Source organism: Kineococcus anabasis, assembly GCF_054590795.1.
The window spans coordinates 532,792-549,371 of the sequence record NZ_BAAIHU010000002.1 but is presented as its reverse complement, the minus strand read 5'-3'; the positions used below and the strand labels follow the sequence as shown (position 1 = coordinate 549,371).

Below are 16,580 nucleotides of genomic sequence, written 5' to 3'. Positions count from 1 at the left end.
CGGTCTCGCTCACCGGCCACATCCTGCCGCCCGGCCCCGACAGGCGCCCCCGCGCCCGGCGCTGTGGCGGTGGAGGTGGCCGCGGACCTCCCGGCCCGGCGGCACCCCGCTCAGCCGGCGCTCCCCCCCAGCGGCGCGCGCAGCACGAGCATCTCCAGGTCGTCGCGGCGCGGCAGGCCGAAGCGCTCCTGCCCGTACGGGAACGGCACCCGCTCCCCCGTCTCGGCGAACCCGCGGCGCCGGTAGAACGCGAGCAGCTCCTCGCGCTGGCGCAGCACGCTGATCTCCATGTCGGTGCAGCCGGCCTGCCGGGCACGTCGGCGCGCCTCCTCCAGCAGCGCGCTGCCCAGCCCGGCGCCCTGCCGGCGCGGGCGCACGGCGAACAGCCCGAAGGACGCGCGGGTCCCGGAGACGTGCAGGTGGCAGCAGCCGAGCAGGCCGTCGTCCTCGGACTCGGCCAGCAGCACGGCGCCCGCCGGGTCCGCCAGCAGCTCCGCCACGCCCTCGGGGTCGGTGCGCTGCCCGTCCAGCAGGTCGGCCTCGGTGGTCCAGCCCTCGCGGCTGCTCTCCCCGCGGTAGGCGGACTCCACCAGGCGCACCACGTCGAGCACGTCCTCCGCCTCCGCCTCGCGGAAGCGGACGGCGGGGTCGGGCTCCGCACAGAAGGGGGTCGCGGGCAGGAACATCGGCGCGACGAAGGTGCTCATGGCGTCATCTTCGGTGACGCCCCGTCATGGGCGTCAAGCGGCCCCCCATCCGGAGCAACCGACACGCCCGCGGACACGCCGGGGAGAGCGCGCTCAACCCGCCGCGGCCTCCGCCAGCGCGCCCGCCGCCTCCCGCAGCCGCCGCAGCGCCGGCGCCACCAGGGCCGGGGCGATCTGCGCCAGGTCGCCCACCGGGGTCAGCACCAGCCCCGCCAGGTCCGCCGCCGGCAGGCCGACCCGCCGCCACGGCCCGCGCACCGCGTCGACGAGGGCACCCACCCCCGGCGGTGCACCGGCCACCGGCAGCACCCCCGCCCACAACCCCACCCCGGCCTCGACCGTGGCGGCGAGCGACTCCCAGCCGCCCGCGCCCAGCCCGGTCACGTCCACCGCGACGGCGTCGGGGCCCGCCGCGCGCAGCACCGCCCACGGCACCTCCGCCCCCGCGGCGTGCACCGCGGCCAGCGCCCCCGCCGAGCGCGCCGCCTCCAGCACCGCCCGCAGGCCGGCCTCCACCTCCAGCTGCTCCACCGCGCGCAGCCGCCCGTAGCCGCTGGCCGTGGGCAGCCGCCCCTCCAGCACCGCCGGCAGCACCGGCTCGTCGACCTGCACCACCACCCGCGCGCCCGGCACGAGCCTGCGCACTTCCCGCACGTGCGCCGCGACGCCCTCCGCGAGCGAGGCGACGAGGTCCCGCCGCGCTCCCGGGTCGGCCGCCGAGCGCTCCCCGCGGGTCAGCTCCACGCTCGCCGCCAGCAACCAGGGCCCCGCCACCTGCACCTTCAGCGGCCCCGCGTAGCCGTCGGCGACCTCGGCCAGCTCGTCCAGGTCCGCGCGCAGGAAGCTGCGGGCCCGCCCGGCGTCGCGGCCGGGACGGTCCACGAACCGCCACCCCGAGGGCTGCAGGTCCACCGCCAGGTCCACGAGCAGGCACGCCCCGCGCCCGACCGCGTCCGCCCCGGGACCGCGCCGGGGCAGCTGCGGCAGGAACGGCAGGTGCCCGGCGCCCAGCTCCCCGAACACCACCGCCGCGGCCTCGCGCGCCTCGACGCCCGGCACAGGACCCGGCGCGGTGGCCACCCCCCTCAGGTCCCCGGCCCTCAGCCGCCCGCCCGATGGCGCCGGCGACGGCTGAGGGAGGTCCCGGGCGTCGTTCGGGGGATGGGCCGCGGCGGGCCCGTCTGAAGACTTCACGGCACCGGACGCTACCCGCGCCCCACCCCGGTGCCCGCGCGCACCGCCCCCGACGAGGAGAGATCGACGATGACGCCTGCTCCCCCGCCCCGCACGGCCCGGCGCACCGGCAGGAGCGCGGCCGGCACCGTGCTCGTGCTCACCGCGGCGCTGGCCGCCGGCACGGCCGCACCCGCCGCCGCCGCGCCGCGCACCGAGGCGCTGCCCGGCACCGCCCCCCTCAGCCCGCTCGCCACGGCGCGCCCGGCCCACCTGGAGGAGGCGCAGAGCCAGTTCCTCGCGCGCACCCCCGCCGGGATCCGCGACCAGGAGCTCACCTGGGGTTCCTGCCCCGAGGGCACCCTGCCCCCCGGGCTGCCGCCCGTGCTGGAGTGCGCGACCGTGCGGGCGCCGCGCGACTGGGGCGCCCCGACCGACGGCGCCACCGTCGAGATCGCGATCAGCCGGGTGCGCCGCGAGGGGCCGCGCCCGGCCCGCACGATCCTCACCAACCCCGGCGGCCCCGGCGCGGCCGGCCTGTTCGTGCCGCTCGTGCTCGCCGACCGCCCGGCGCTGGCGAACTCCGAGGTCATCGGCATCGACGTGCGCGGCACCGGCGCCAGCACCAACGTCACCTGCGGCGACGGCACCGGCATCGAGGAGGCCCCGGACTGGCGCGACCGCTCCCCCGGCGCCCTGGAGAAGACCGCCGCCTCGATGCGCGGGATCGCCGAGGCCTGCAGCACCACCTCGCCGCTGGCCCCGTACGTCAACACCGAGCAGACCGTGGCCGACCTCGACCTCGTCCGCGCCCTGCTCGGCCGCGAGCAGGTCGACTGGGTCGGCTACTCCGGGGGCACCTGGCTGGGCGCGCAGTACGCCACCTACTTCCCCGCCCGCGTCGGCCGCTTCGTCCTCGACTCCGCCGTCGACGTCGCCAGCTCCTTCCAGCAGGGGTTCGCCGAGAACCAGCCCCTGGGCTTCCAGCGCCGCTTCACCCAGGACTTCCAGACGTGGGCCGCCAGGCACGACGCGATCTACCACCTGGGCAGCACGCCGCAGGAGGTGGACGGCACCTACGAGGCCCTGCGCGCCGACCTCGCGCTGCGCCCGCTCTCCGTCCCCGGCGGCCTGCACATCGACGGCGTGGTGCTGGACAACGTCATCGCGCAGTCGATGTACTCCAAGCAGGAGTTCGCCTACCTCGCCCGCCTGCTGGACATCGTCAACACCGTCTCCGGCTTCGTCCCGAAGGGGGAGGAGGCGCGCGTGCAGCGCCTGACCCGCGATCTCGCCCCGCTGGTGCGGGACCTGCTGCCCTCCCGGCCGCGGTTCGGGGTGCTCCCACCGCAGCCGGCCGCGTCCGCTCCCGACGCCGCGGTCGCGACCTTCTACAACATCATCTGCAACGACACCGCCTGGTCGCAGGGCGAGGAGTTCTGGAACGCGCTCGGGCAGCGGCAGGGCGAGAAGCACCCGCTGGTGGGCTGGAGCAAGACCCAGCAGCCGTGCGGCTACTGGGAGCGCCCCGCCTTCAGCCTGCCGAAGCCGGACGGGCGCGACCTGCCCCCGCTGCTGATCGTGCAGTCCGAGCGCGACCCCGCCACCCCGGTCGAGGGCGCGTGGCGCGCACACGCCGCGCTGCCGACCTCCCGGATGGTGCTCGTGGAGGACGAAGGCGACCACGCCCTGTACGCCAGCGTCGGCAACCCCTGCGTGGACGCGGTCGTGGACACCTTCCTCGCCACCGGCAGGGCACCGGCGGACAACGTGACCTGCGAGGGCACCGGCATCCCGGACCCCGGCGCGAAGCAGACGAAGAGCCAGCAGCTCATGCGCACCCTCATCACCGGCTGACACCGCACCACCGGCCGGCACCGTCGACGGGCACGGGAGGAACCGGAGGCCGTCCCGCACCCGCGGGGCGGCCTCCGCCGTCCCCCGCGGGTGCGGGACGGCGCGGACCCACCCGTCAGGTCACCGACCGTTCACCGCGTGTCCGATGGCGGTGACGACGGGAGACGGAGATCATGACCATCCTTCGACGGATGGGCCGCACCCGGCCCCCCGGAAGACTGCACGGGGCGAGACGCCCTCCGCGCCCCCCGCGCCCCTCGACAGGAGATCGACGATGACGCCTGCTCCCCCTGCCCGCGCGGTCCGACGGACCGGCCCGGCGATGGCCGGCACCGTGGCGACCCTGACCGTCGCCCTCCTCGCCGCCACCGCGGGGCCCGCCTCGGCCGCACCGCGCACCGGTGCGCTGCCCGGCAACGCCCCCCTCAGCCCGCTCGCCACCGCCCGCCCCGCCGGGCTCCCGGAGGCGCAGCGGCAGTTCCTCGCCCGCACCCCCGCCGCGATCCGCGACCAGAAGCTCACCTGGGGTCCCTGCCCCGAAGAGGCCCTGCCCCCCGGGCTGCCACCCGTGCTGGAGTGCGCGAGCCTGCGGGCGCCGCGCGACTGGGGCGCCCCGACCGACGGCGCCACCGTCGAGATCGCGATCAGCCGGGTGCGCCGCGAGGGGCCGCGCCCGGCCCGCACGATCCTCACCAACCCCGGCGGCCCCGGCGGCGCGGGCCTGTTCGTGCCGCTCGTGCTCGCCGACCGCCCGGCGCTGGCGAACTCCGAGGTCATCGGCATCGACGTGCGCGGCACCGGCGCCAGCACGAACACCACCTGCGGCCCGGAGGTGCAGGCCGAGGTCGGGGTGCTCCCGGACTGGCGCGACCGCTCCCCCCGGGCGCTGGCCGCCACCGCCACCGCCATGCGCGCGATCGCGAAGGCCTGCAGCAGCTCCTCACCGCTGGCCCCGTTCGTCAACACCGAGCAGACCGTGGCCGACCTCGACCTCGTGCGCGCCCTGCTCGGCCGCGAGCGGGTCGACTGGGTCGGCTACTCCGGGGGCACCTGGCTGGGCGCGCAGTACGCGACGTACTTCCCCGCCCGCGTCGGCCGCTTCGTGCTGGACTCCGCCGTCGACGTCGCCGCCCCGTTCCAGCAGGTGTTCGCCGAGGACCAGCCCCTGGGCTTCCAGCGCCGCTTCGCCGCGGACTTCCAGCCCTGGGCCGCGAAGCACCACACCCGCTTCCGCCTGGGCCGCACCGCGCAGGACGTCAACGGCACCTACGAGGCGCTGCGCGGCGACCTCGCCCAGCGCCCGCTGGACATCCCCCTGGTCGGGCGCGTGGACGGCGTGGCGCTCGACTCCATGATCGCCGGGGCGATGTACAGCAAGACCTCCTTCGAGGAGCTGGCGCGCACCCTGCGCCTGCTGCGGGTGATCTCCGACCTCGTGCCGCTCGGGGACCGCGCGGGCGTGCAGCGCCTCGCCCAGCAGGTCGCCCCCGACGTGCAGCAGCTGCTGCCCTCCCGCCCGCGGATCGGGGCAGCGCCGACGGCCCGGCCGGCCGGGAGCGCACCCGACGCGGAGAGCGCGACGTTCTACGCCGTCACCTGCAACGACACCGCCTGGTCGCAGGGCGCGAGGTTCTGGAACGCGCTCGGGCAGCGGCACGGGGAGAGGTACCCGCTGATCGGCTGGAGCACCACGCAGCAGCCGTGCGGCTACTGGAAGCGACCCCCGCTGAGCCTGCCGAAGCCCGACGGGCGCGACCTGCCCCCGCTGCTGATCGTGCAGTCCGAGCACGACCCCGCCACCCCCGTCGAGGGGGCCCGGCGCAGCCGCGCCGCCCTGCCCACCTCCCGGCTGGTGCTCGTGAGGGGCGAGGGCGACCACGCCCTGTACGCCAGCGTCGGCAACCCCTGCGTGGACGCGGTCGTGGACACCTTCCTCGCCACCGGGAAGGCGCCGGCGCGCGACGTCACCTGCCAGGGCACGGGGCTGCCGGTGCCCGGCGAGCGGCAGGCCAAGGGCCGCGAGCAGCTCCGCGAGCTCATCACCGGCTGACGCCGGCCACCGCGACGCCGACCGGAGGCCGTCCCGCACCCGCGGGGCGGCCTCCGCCGTCCCGTGCCGGGGTGCGTGCCGGAGGGTGCGTGCAGGTCCGGTGACCACGGGTCGTCCACCGGTTCCCGCGGCGGCAGGATGGCCCCGTGCCAGCACCCACCGCCCCCGCGCCCACCTCCCCGCCGGAGACGACGGCGCCGGTGCCGTTCCTGCTGTCGGCCGCCGACGAGGAGCGGCGCCGGGGCCTGCGGCAGATGCGGGTCGTCGCGGGCGGCCTGCTGCTGGCCGCCGCCGTCGTCTACTTCGCCACCCTCGGCACCTCCGGCGTCCTCGGCTACGTCAACGCCGCCGCCGAGGCCGCCATGGTCGGCGCCGTCGCCGACTGGTTCGCCGTCACCGCCCTGTTCCGCCGGCCCTTCGGCCTGCCCATCCCGCACACCGGCCTCATCCCCCGCAAGAAGGACGCCCTGGGGCAGAGCCTGGAGGAGTTCGTCTCCTCCAACTTCCTGGCCGAGCACGTGGTGCGAGACAAGGTCGCCCGCGCGGAGGTGACCCGGCGCCTGGCCTCGTGGGTGGTGCGCCCCGGCAGCGCCGAGCGCATCGTGGAGGAGGCCGCCGTCGTCGTCGGCGGCGGGCTGAAGCTCCTCAAGGACGACGAGGTCGCCGCACTGCTCGACCAGGTGCTGCTGCAGCGCATGGCGGAGGAGCCGTGGAGCCCCGCCGCGGGCCGCCTGCTGGAGCGGGTCGTGGCCGACGGCACCCACCACCCCGTCGTCGACGTGTGCCTGCGGGAGGCGCAGCGCTGGCTGGACCACAACGAGCACACGATCCTGGCGATGGTGGTGGAGCGCGCCCCGTCGTGGAGCCCGTCGTGGATCGACGAGCGGATCGGGCGCAAGGTGCACAGCGAGGCGCTGCGCTGGGTGACCGACGCCCTCGCCGACCCGGGCCACTCCGGCCGCCGGGCGATCGACGACCTGCTCTCCCGCTTCGCCCGGGACCTGCAGCACGACGCCACGACCAGGGCCCGGGCGCTGGAGTTCCAGAAGCGGCTGCTCACCCACCCCGACGTGCGGCAGACGATCGCCGGGCTGTGGGGCACGGTGCGCCGGCTGCTCACCGAGGCCGTCGCCGACCCCGGCAGCGAGCTGCGCGTGCGAGCCGTGAGGGCGCTGGGCGACCTCGGGCGGCGGCTGCTGGAGGACGACGCGCTGCGGGCCCGCATCGACTCCCACGTCGTGGACGCCACCGGGCACCTGGTGCGCCGCTTCGCACCGGAGATCGCCACCGTCATCTCCGAGACGGTCGCCCGCTGGGACGGCGACGACGCCGCCCGCCGCATCGAGCTGCACGTGGGCCGCGACCTGCAGTTCATCCGGATCAACGGCACCGTGGTCGGCGGGCTCGTCGGGGTCCTCATCCACGCCGCCACCCAGCTCGCCGGCCACTGAGCCCGCCGGGCGGCGCAGGGGCGCGGCCCGCGGGACACCACGTCCCGCGGACCGCGCCGCGCTCACCGGCTCACCGGCTCACCAGCGGCCGTGCACGTGCTCCCGGACCAGCTCGTCGTAGACGGCCCGCACCGCGGCGGCCTGCTCGTCCGTCACCGGCGGCAGCTGTGCCGCGGCGGCGTTGCGCCGGGCCTGCTCGCCGTTGCGGGCGCCCGGGATGACCGTCGTCACGCCGGGCTGGTCGACGATCCAGCGCAGCGCGAACGCCGCCAGCGGCACGTCCCCGGCGACCTCCGCCAGCCGGCGCGCGGCCTGCACGCCCACCTCGAAGGGCACCCCGGAGAACGTCTCGCCGATGTCGAACGCCTCGCCGCCGCGGTTGTACGTGCGGTGGTCGTCGGCGGCGAAGGTGGTGTTCTCGTCGTACTTGCCCGACAGCAGCCCCGAGGCCAGCGGCACCCGGGCGATGATGCCCACGTTGTGCTCCAGCGCCGCGGGCAGCACCTCCTCCAGGGGCTTCAGGCGCAGGCAGTTGAGGATGATCTGCACGCTGGACACACCGGGGCGCGCGATGGCGGTCAGCGCCTCCGCCGTGGTCTCCACCGACACGCCGTAGTTCGCGATGCGGCCCTCGGCGACCAGCTCGTCGAGGGCGTCGAACACCTCGTCGCGGTCGTAGACGGGCGTGGGCGGGCAGTGCAGCTGCACCAGGTCGAGCCGGTCGACGCCCAGGTTGGCGCGGCTGCGGTCGTTCCAGGCGCGGAACGCCTCGCGGGTGTAGGCCCCGGGGGTGTGCGGGTCGGCGCGGCGGCCCATCTTCGTGGCGACCGTCAGCTCCGCGGTGCGGTTCTCCCGCAGGTACCGGGCGATGAGCTGCTCGCTGCGGCCGTCGCCGTAGACGTCGGCGGTGTCCAGGAAGGTCACACCGGACTCCACGGCGGCGGTGAGGGTCGCCAGGGCGTCGTCCTCGCTGACCGAGCCCCAGTCGCCGCCGAGCTGCCAGCAGCCCAGCCCCACGACGCTGACCAGCCGCTGGGTCTTGCCCAGCATTCTCGTCTCCATGCCGCGGACCCTACGGGCTGGCGGAGCGCGCTCCCACCCCACCGCCCCGGTCCCGCAGCTCCCGCGCACCGCCGGCGCCCCGTTTCCCGCGGCGCGCAGCCGGGTATCGCTCCTACGGCGTAGACGCGCCCCGGCCGCCTCCCCGACGGCCGCCCGACCCGGAAGGCTCCCCCATGGCACACCACCCGCCGCGCACCGCGCACGGCGACACCCTCAGCGTCTCCGGCGCGGTCCGGGCCCGCGGCCTCTACGGCAGCACCCCCGGCCAGGACGTCGTGCGCTGCGGTGTCGCCGAGCTCGTCGGCACCTTCGTCCTCGTCCTGGCCGGCACCGCCACCGCGATGGGCTGGCTCGTGGGCCAGGCACCCGGGTACGAGCTGCTCGCCGTGGTGCTCGCCTTCGGCCTGGCGCTGGTGGCGCTGGCGGCCGGGCTCGGCCACGTCTCCGGCTGCCACCTCAACCCGGCGGTGACGCTGGGCCTGGCCGCGGCCGGGCGCTTCCCGTGGAAGGCGGTGCCCGTCTACGTGGGCGCCCAGCTCGTCGGCGCGGTGCTGGCCTCGCTCGCGGTGTGGGGGATGTACGGCTCGCGCGCCCGCGAGGAGGCCGGGCTGGCCACGACGGTCCCCGGTGAGGGCGTGAGCGACGTGCGGGCCCTGCTGGTGGAGGCGCTCATCACCTTCGTGCTGGTCCTCGTGGTGATCTCCGTCGCCACGGACGAGAGGGCTCCCGCGGCGGCGGCGCCCGTCGCGGCCGGTGCGGCGCTGGCGGTGTGCATCTTCATGGCGGCCCCGGTGACCGGTGGTGCGGTGAACCCCGCGCGCGCCTTCGGCCCGGCGATCGTGGCGGGCAACTTCACGAGCCTGTGGGTGTACCTGGTCGGGCCCGTCCTCGGCGGCGTCGCGGCGGCACTGCTGTACGACAAGGTCCTGGCGCGCACCGAGGCGCCCTCCTGAGACCGCTCGCCGGCACGGCGCGGGGCGGGGCCCCTCGCGGGCTCAGTCCCGCGCCGTGCCGGTGATGGTGGCCGAGCCCAGCACCCGGTCGCCGACGTAGAGGGCGACGGTCTGCCCCGGCGCCACCCCGCTGAAGGGGACGCGCAGCACGACGTCCACCTCCTCACCCGCCACCTGCACCACCGCGGGCACCGCCTCGCCGTGGGCGCGGACCTGCGCGGCGACCTCCACCGGCCCGGCCGGCGCGGGACCACCCCAGACGGGGGCGGTGGCGCTGAGGCGCCGCACCAGCAGCTCCTCCGCGGCGCCCACCACGACGCGCCGCTCCACCGGGCTGATGGACAGCACGTAGCGCGGCCGCCCGTCCGGTGCGGGCCGCTGCACCCCCAGGCCCTTGCGCTGGCCGATGGTGAAGCCGTACGCACCGGCGTGGGTGCCCACCACCTCCCCGCCCGTGTCGACCACCTCCCCCGGCTGCTCGCCGAGCCGGCGCCGCAGGAAGCCCCGGGTGTCGCCGTCGGGGATGAAGCAGATGTCGTGGCTGTCCGGCTTGGCCGCCACCGCCAGCCCCCGGCGCTGCGCCTCGGCGCGCACCTCCTCCTTGGAGGCGGCCTCGCCCAGCGGGAACAGCGAGTGCGCGAGCTCGGCGGGGGCGACGACCGCGAGGACGTAGGACTGGTCCTTGGCCGCGTCCCGCGCCCGGTGGAGCCGGGGCGTGCCGTCGGGGCCGGGCACGACGCGGGCGTAGTGGCCGGTGCAGACCGCGTCGAAACCCAGGGCGAGGGCCTTGTCGAGCAGCGCGGCGAACTTCACGCGCTCGTTGCACCGCACGCACGGGTTCGGGGTGCGCCCGGCGGCGTACTCGGCGACGAAGTCCTCCACGACGTCCGCCACGAACGTCTCGGACAGGTCCCACACGTAGAACGGGATGCCGAGGACGTCGGCGGCGCGGCGGGCGTCGCGGGCGTCCTCGATCGTGCAGCAGCCCCGCGCCCCCGTGCGCAGCGTGCCCGGGGAGCGTGAGAGCGCCATGTGCACGCCGACGACGTCGTGCCCGGCGTCCACGGCGCGCGCCGCCGCGACCGCGGAGTCCACCCCGCCGCTCATCGCGGCCAGCACGCGCATCAGGACGCCCTGCGCGCGCGGCTGGCGCGGGTGGCCCGCTGGGCGCGCGCGACGGCGGGGCCGAACGCCGCCACGGCCGCGGCGACGTCGGCGGCGGTGGTGGTGCGCCCGAGGGAGAAGCGCAGGGCGCCGCGCGCGTCGAGCGGGTCCACGCCCATGGCCAGCAGGACGTGGCTGGGCCGCGGCACCCCCGCCTGGCACGCCGAGCCCGTGGAGCACTCCACGCCGGCGGCGTCGAGGAGGTAGAGCAGGGAGTCGCCCTCGCAGTCGGGCACGGTGACGTGGGCGTGGCCGGGCAGGCGGCCGGCGGGGTCGGCGTCACCGCGCACCACGACCCCCGGCACCTGCGCCCGCAGGCCGGCGACGAGGTCCTCGCGCAGGAGCCGCAGCCGGGCGGCCTCGGCGTCCATCTCCGCGACGGCGGCGACGGCGGCGACGGCCATGCCGCGCACGGAGGGCACGTCGAGGGTGCCGGAGCGCACGCCGCGCTCCTGCCCGCCGCCGTGCTGGACGGCCACGAGGTCCAGGCCGCGGCGCAGCACCAGGGCCCCGGCGCCGACGGGCCCGCCGAACTTGTGGGCCGACAGCGCCAGCGCGTCCACGCCGGAGCCGGCGAAGTCGACGGGGACGTGGCCGACGGCCTGCACGGCGTCGGTGTGCACGGGGATGCCGGCGGCGGCGGCCAGGGCGGCGGCCTCGCGCACCGGCTGCAGGGTGCCGACCTCGTTGTTGGCCCACATGAGGGTCAGCAGGGCGACCTCGTCGCCGGAGGTCGCGATCGCCCGGTCGAGGGCGTCGAGGTCGAGGCGGCCGGTGCCGTCCACGGGCAGCCACGTCACCTCGGCGCCCTCGTGCCGCACCAGCCACTCCACGACGTCGAGGACGGCGTGGTGCTCGACGGCGGAGGCGAGGATGCGGCGGCGGCGCGGGTCGGCGGCGGTGCGGGCCCAGTACAGGCCCTTGACGCCGAGGTTGTCCGCCTCGGTGCCGCCGGCGGTGAGGACGACCTCGCTGGCCCCGGCGCCGACCGCGTCGGCGAGGGCCTCGCGGGACTCCTCCACCACCCTGCGGGCGCGGCGTCCGGCGCTGTGCAGGGAGGAGGCGTTGCCCGTGCGCCCGAGCTCCTCGACCACCGCGGCGGCGGCCTCGGGACGCAGCGGCGTCGTGGACGCGTGGTCGAGGTACGCCGGCACGGTGCACGAGTCTAGGTCGGTTCCCGGGGCCCGCCGCCCGGATCGCGGAGCCGGCGCCGCGGCCGCCGGGGGCGGCGCGGCGGTGCCGCACCCGCCGGGGAACGGGGACCCCCCGGCCGGCCGGTGCCAAGATCGCCGGACCGGTCGCCGCCCCCGGCGGGGCTGCGGCAGACTGCGGCGGTGCCCGTCCACACCCGAGGAGCCCGTCCCGCACCGCTCGGCGTCACCCTCCGGGGGGACGGCGCCGACGTGGCGGTGTTCGCAGCCCACGCCGACGCGGTCGAGGTGTGCCTGTCCGCGGGTCCCGGTGCCCCCGAGCGCCGCGTGCCCCTGCCGGACGTGGAGCACGGCGTGTGGTCCGGGCACGTGCCCGGCGTGGGGCCGGGGACGCGCTACGGCTTCCGGGTGCACGGGCGCTGGGAGCCGGAGCGCGGCCTGTGGCACAACCCGGCCAAGCTGCTGCTGGACCCGTACGCGCGCGGGGTGGAGGGCGAGGTGGCCCTGCGCCCGGAGATCTTCGCCCACACCGTGGGCGCGGACCTGACCGGCGACCCCACCGTGCGCGACGGGCGGGACAGCGCCCCCTTCGTCCCGCGGGGCGTGGTGCTCGGCGACCTGCCGGCGGACCTGGCGGTGGGCCCGGACGAGCGCCCGCACGTGCCGTGGGCCGAGACCGTCGTGTACGAGGCGCACGTCAGGGGCCTGACGAAGCTGCACCCCGAGGTCCCGGAGGAGCTGCGCGGCACCTACGCGGCCCTGGCGCACCCGGCGGTCGTGGAGCACCTGCTCGCCCTCGGGGTGACGACGGTGGAGCTGCTGCCGGTGCACGCCAGGTCCACGGAGGTCCCGCTGCGGCAGCGCGGGGCGGAGAACTACTGGGGCTACAGCACCCTGGGGTTCTTCGCCCCGGAGCCGGGGCTGGCGACGGCCGCGGCGCGGGCGGCGGGCCCGCAGGCGGTGCGCGAGGAGTTCCGCCGCGCGGTGCGGGACCTGCACGCCGCCGGGCTGGAGGTCCTCCTCGACGTCGTCTACAACCACACCTGCGAGGGCGGCCCGGACGGCCCGTCGCTGTCGTGGCGCGGGCTGGACGACCGGACGTACTACCTGCGCGACGCCGCGGGGCGCCCCTTCGACGTGACCGGCTGCGGCAACTCGCTGGACTTCCGCTCCCCGCGGGTGGTGCAGCAGGCGCTGGACTCGTTGCGGTACTGGGTGTCCGAGCTGGGGGTGGACGGTTTCCGGTTCGACCTGATGACCACCCTGGCCCGCGGCGGGGACGGCTTCACCCCGGACCACCCGTTCCTGGTGGCGCTGGCCACCGACCCGGTCCTGGCGGGGACCAAGCTCGTCGCCGAGCCGTGGGACATCGGGCCGTACGGCTGGCGGACGGGTCAGTTCCCGGCACCGCTGACGGAGTGGAACGACCGGTTCCGCGACGGGGTCCGGCGGTTCTGGCTGACCGACGCGCGGGAGGCGGCCTGCGGTCACGGCGCCCCCGACGCCCCGGGCCGGGGGCTGCAGGAGATCGCGACCCGGTTCGCCGGCTCCGCCGACACGTTCGACCCGCAGCGCGGGCGCCTGACGAGCGTCAACTTCGTCACCGCCCACGACGGTTTCACCCTCGCCGACCTCACCGCCTACGACCGCAAGCACAACGAGGCGAACGGCGAGGGCAACCGCGACGGGAGCGACTCGGACACGAGCTGGAACCACGGGGTGGAGGGACCGGTCCCCGAGGGGGAGGTGGCCACCGCCAGGCGCCGCTCGATGCGGAACCTGCTCGCGACGCTGGTGCTGTCCACGGGCGTGCCGATGCTGACGGCGGGCGACGAGTTCGGGCGCAGCCAGGGCGGCAACAACAACGCCTACTGCCAGGACAACGAGGTGTCCTGGGTGGGGTGGGAGCTCGCGGGCTGGCAGCGGTCCCTGCTGGTGGACACCCGTGCCCTGCTGGAGCTGCGCCGGCGCTACCCGGTGCTGCGGCGCGGCGGCGCGGTGCCGGGGCGCCCGCCGCGGGAGAGCCGCCACGACCTGCTGTGGTTCGGCGCGGACGGGCAGCCGATGAGCGTGGAGCGCTGGCACGAGGCGGGGCGCCGGGTGCTGCAGGTCCTGGTGGACGGCCGGGAGACCGGGGAGGACTCGGTGCTCGTGGTGCTGCACGGCTGGGACGCGCCGGGGGAGGTCGTGCTGCCCGTGGTGCCGGGGGCCGGGAAGCTGCTGCACCTGTGGAACTCGGCCGTGGAGGCCCCGGCGCAGGCGGCCGCCCCCGGCGGCGGGCGGGCCGGTGAGCCCGTCGAGGCTGGGAGCACCCTGCGGGTGGCGCCGTGGTCGGTGCAGGTGCTCGCCACGGCCTGAGGTCCGCGGCCGCGCACGTGCCGGAGGCCGGCACCCCGCAGGGGGTGCCGGCCTCCGGTGCGTGCCGTCCGCCGGTCAGGCGTTGACGACGAGGCCCAGCTCCGCGGGCGACGCCAGCCCGGCGTGCCGGGGCAGGATGCGCACCGTGTAGCCGAACGGGCCGGTCTGGCGCAGCGTGAGCCTGCCCTCGTAGCGGTGCCTGCCCGCCTCGTAGGCCTCGGCGTGCTCCAGGGCCACGACACCGGCGACGGTGAGCTCGTCGGACTCCGACACCCGGCCGTGCACGACCTCCACCTGCACGTCCGCGGGGTCGAGGTCGCCCAGGGAGACGAACCCGCGCACCTCGATGACGTCGCCCACCTGCGGGTAGTCCCCGACACCGGTGGACTCCACGTGGTCGACGCGGACCGCGGACCAGGACGTGCGCAGCTGCTGCTTCCAGGCGGCGAGGTCGCGGGCCGCACGGGCACCCGTGGCGGTGGCCGCGCGGCCGGCCGCGGTCGCCGGCACGTACAGCTGCTGGACGTAGTCCTGCACCTGGCGGCTCGCGAGGACCTTCGGCCCCAGCGAGGCGAGGGTGTGGCGGACCATCTCGATCCAGCGGGCGGGCAGGCCGCGCTCGTCGCGGTCGTAGAACCGGGCGGCGACGGAGTTCTCGATGAGGTCGTACAGCCCCTCGGCCTCGATGTCGTCGCGGTGCTCGGGGTCCTCCACGCCGTCGGCGGTGGGGATCGCCCAGCCGTTGGCGCCGTCGAACCACTCGTCCCACCAGCCGTCGAGGATGGAGAGGTTGAGCCCGCCGTTGAGCGCGGCCTTCATCCCGGACGTGCCGCACGCCTCGAAGGGCCGCAGCGGGTTGTTCAGCCACACGTCGCAGCCCGGGTAGAGGGTCAGGGCCATGGTGATGTCGTAGTTCGGCAGGAACACGATGCGGTGCCGGACGCCCGCGTCGTCGGCGAAGCGCACCATCTGCTGGATGAGGCGCTTGCCGGTCTCGTCGGCGGGGTGGGACTTGCCGGCGATGACGAGCTGCACGGGCCGCTCGGGGTGGGTCAGCAGGGCCTTCAGCCGCTCGGGGTCGCGCAGCATGAGGGTGAGGCGCTTGTACGTGGGGACGCGGCGGGCGAAGCCGATGGTCAGCACGTCCGGGTCGAGCACGTCCTTGATCCAGCCGAGCTGCGCCTCGCTGGCCCCGCGCTGCAGCCAGGAGCGCTTCAGCCGCGTGCGGGCGTCGGCCACGAGCCGGGCGCGCAGGATGCGGCGGGTGCGCCAGATCTCCTCGTCGGGGATCTGCGCGACCTGGTCGAAGCCCTCGCCGCTGCTGACGAAGTCGCCTCCCGTGTGCTGACGGGCCATCGCCACGATCTCGGGGGCGACCCAGGTGGGCGCGTGCACGCCGTTGGTGATGGAGGTGATGGGCACCTCGGGGGCGTCGAACCCCGGCCACAGGCCCGTGAACATCCCGCGGCTGACGGCGCCGTGCAGCTGGGAGACGCCGTTGGCGCGCTGGGCCAGGCGCAGGCCCATGACGGCCATGTTGAAGACGCCGGGGTCGCCGCCGGGGTAGCTCTCGGCGCCGAGGGCGAGGACGCGCTCCAGCGGGACGCCGGGCATCCCGCCGGCGCCGCCGAAGTACAGCTCCACCTGGTCCCGGCCGAAGCGGTCGATCCCGGCGGGGACGGGCGTGTGGGTGGTGAACACCGTGGAGGCCCGCACGGCCTCCAGCGCCTCGTCGAAGCCCAGCCCGCCGTCGGTGATGTGCTCGCGGATGCGCTCCAGGCCGAGGAAGCCGGCGTGGCCCTCGTTCATGTGGTAGACCTCCGGCGCCGGGGCGCCGGTGATGCGCGCCCAGGCCCGCAGGGCCCGCACGCCGCCGACGCCGCAGAGCAGTTCCTGCTGCAGGCGGTGCTCGCCGCCGCCGCCGTAGAGGCGGTCGGTGATGCCGCGGGCGGCGTCGTCGTTCTCCTCCACGTCCGAGTCGAGCAGCAGCAGGGGGACCCGCCCGACCTGCGCCCGCCAGATGTGCGCGTGCAGGGTGCGCCCGCCGGGCAGGCCGATGCTGACGGTGGCGGGCGTGCCGTCCGCCTCGCGCAGCATCGACAGGGGCAGGCCGTCCGGGTCGAGGACGGGGTAGGTCTCCTGCTGCCAGCCGTCCCGGGAGAGGGACTGCTTGAAGTAGCCGGTGGCGTAGAACAGGCCGACGCCGACGATCGGGACGCCGAGGTCGCTGGCGGACTTCAGGTGGTCCCCGGCGAGGATGCCGAGGCCGCCGGAGTACTGGGGCAGGGCGCCGGTGATGCCGTACTCCATCGAGAAGTACGCGATGGCCTTCGGCGCCTCCTCCCCGAGCCCGGCGTACCAGCCGGGGCGGGAGAGGTACTCGCGCAGGTCGGCGAGGGCCTCCTGGACCCTGGCCACGAAGCCGGCGTCGCCGGCGAGCTCGTCGAGGCGCTCGGTGCTCAGCGCGCCCAGCAGCGCGCCGGGCTCCCGGTGCACCGCGGCCCACGCGGCGGGGTCCATCGACTCGAAGAGGTCCCGAGTCGGCTTGTGCCACGACCAGCGCAGGTTGCTCGCCAGCTCGCCCAGCGGGGCGAGGGGCGCGGGCAGGACGGTCCGGACGGTGAAGCGACGGATGGCTCTCACGGTCCGGCAGC

At 76.5% G+C, this 16,580-nt stretch carries 11 protein-coding genes; 5 read left to right on the top strand and 6 right to left on the bottom strand.

Features of this window, described 5'->3' with window-relative positions; genetic code table 11:
* Positions 1-110: 110 nt before the first annotated feature.
* Both ACYQBY_RS05930 and ACYQBY_RS05925 read right to left on the bottom strand, forming a co-directional pair.
* Positions 111-707, bottom strand: a complete 597-nt coding sequence (locus ACYQBY_RS05930) for an N-acetyltransferase family protein (RefSeq protein WP_459642897.1) — start codon at positions 705-707, stop codon at positions 111-113.
* A 93-nt stretch (positions 708-800) separates the two neighbouring features.
* The gene (locus ACYQBY_RS05925; RefSeq protein ID WP_459642896.1) at positions 801-1,787 is read right to left on the bottom strand and encodes a uroporphyrinogen decarboxylase/cobalamine-independent methonine synthase family protein; all 987 of its coding nucleotides are present in this window, start codon (positions 1,785-1,787) and stop codon (positions 801-803) included.
* A 183-nt stretch (positions 1,788-1,970) separates the two neighbouring features.
* Here ACYQBY_RS05925 and ACYQBY_RS05920 point away from each other — a divergent pair, with 183 nt between their 5' ends.
* The 3 genes from ACYQBY_RS05920 (at position 1,971) to ACYQBY_RS05910 (ending at position 7,238) form a co-directional block, all read left to right on the top strand.
* Positions 1,971-3,737 carry an alpha/beta hydrolase gene (locus ACYQBY_RS05920; RefSeq protein ID WP_459642895.1) on the top strand — a complete coding sequence of 589 codons (1,767 nt, stop codon included), beginning with the start codon at positions 1,971-1,973 and terminating at the stop codon, positions 3,735-3,737.
* A gap of 274 nt (positions 3,738-4,011) precedes the next feature.
* Entirely contained in the window at positions 4,012-5,787 is a 1,776-nt protein-coding gene (locus tag ACYQBY_RS05915; RefSeq protein WP_459642894.1) for an alpha/beta hydrolase, read from the top strand.
* A 146-nt stretch (positions 5,788-5,933) separates the two neighbouring features.
* The gene (locus ACYQBY_RS05910; RefSeq protein WP_459642893.1) at positions 5,934-7,238 is read left to right on the top strand and encodes a DUF445 domain-containing protein; all 1,305 of its coding nucleotides are present in this window, start codon (positions 5,934-5,936) and stop codon (positions 7,236-7,238) included.
* 78 nt (positions 7,239-7,316) lie between these two features.
* Here ACYQBY_RS05910 and ACYQBY_RS05905 read toward each other — a convergent pair whose 3' ends face one another.
* Positions 7,317-8,300, bottom strand: a complete 984-nt coding sequence (locus ACYQBY_RS05905; protein ID WP_459642892.1) for an aldo/keto reductase — start codon at positions 8,298-8,300, stop codon at positions 7,317-7,319.
* A gap of 173 nt (positions 8,301-8,473) precedes the next feature.
* On the opposite strand from ACYQBY_RS05905, the gene ACYQBY_RS05900 reads away from it, so the two are divergent.
* Entirely contained in the window at positions 8,474-9,253 is a 780-nt protein-coding gene (locus ACYQBY_RS05900; protein ID WP_459642891.1) for an MIP/aquaporin family protein, read from the top strand.
* Between the two features lie 42 nt (positions 9,254-9,295).
* On the opposite strand, the gene mnmA is transcribed toward ACYQBY_RS05900, so the two are convergent.
* The gene (gene mnmA, locus ACYQBY_RS05895; protein ID WP_459642890.1) at positions 9,296-10,378 is read right to left on the bottom strand and encodes a tRNA 2-thiouridine(34) synthase MnmA; all 1,083 of its coding nucleotides are present in this window, start codon (positions 10,376-10,378) and stop codon (positions 9,296-9,298) included.
* Positions 10,378-11,571 carry a cysteine desulfurase family protein gene (locus ACYQBY_RS05890; RefSeq protein ID WP_459642889.1) on the bottom strand — a complete coding sequence of 398 codons (1,194 nt, stop codon included), beginning with the start codon at positions 11,569-11,571 and terminating at the stop codon, positions 10,378-10,380. Before ACYQBY_RS05890 ends, mnmA begins: the two co-directional genes overlap by 1 nt.
* A 180-nt stretch (positions 11,572-11,751) precedes the next feature.
* On the opposite strand from ACYQBY_RS05890, the gene glgX reads away from it, so the two are divergent.
* The gene (glgX, locus tag ACYQBY_RS05885; RefSeq protein WP_459642888.1) at positions 11,752-13,926 is read left to right on the top strand and encodes a glycogen debranching protein GlgX; all 2,175 of its coding nucleotides are present in this window, start codon (positions 11,752-11,754) and stop codon (positions 13,924-13,926) included.
* A 75-nt stretch (positions 13,927-14,001) separates the two neighbouring features.
* Here the strand turns inward: glgX and glgP are convergent, their stop codons facing one another.
* A complete protein-coding gene (gene glgP, locus ACYQBY_RS05880) occupies positions 14,002-16,569 on the bottom strand; it encodes an alpha-glucan family phosphorylase (RefSeq protein ID WP_459642887.1) in 2,568 nt (855 codons plus the stop codon).
* Positions 16,570-16,580 lie beyond the last annotated feature (11 nt).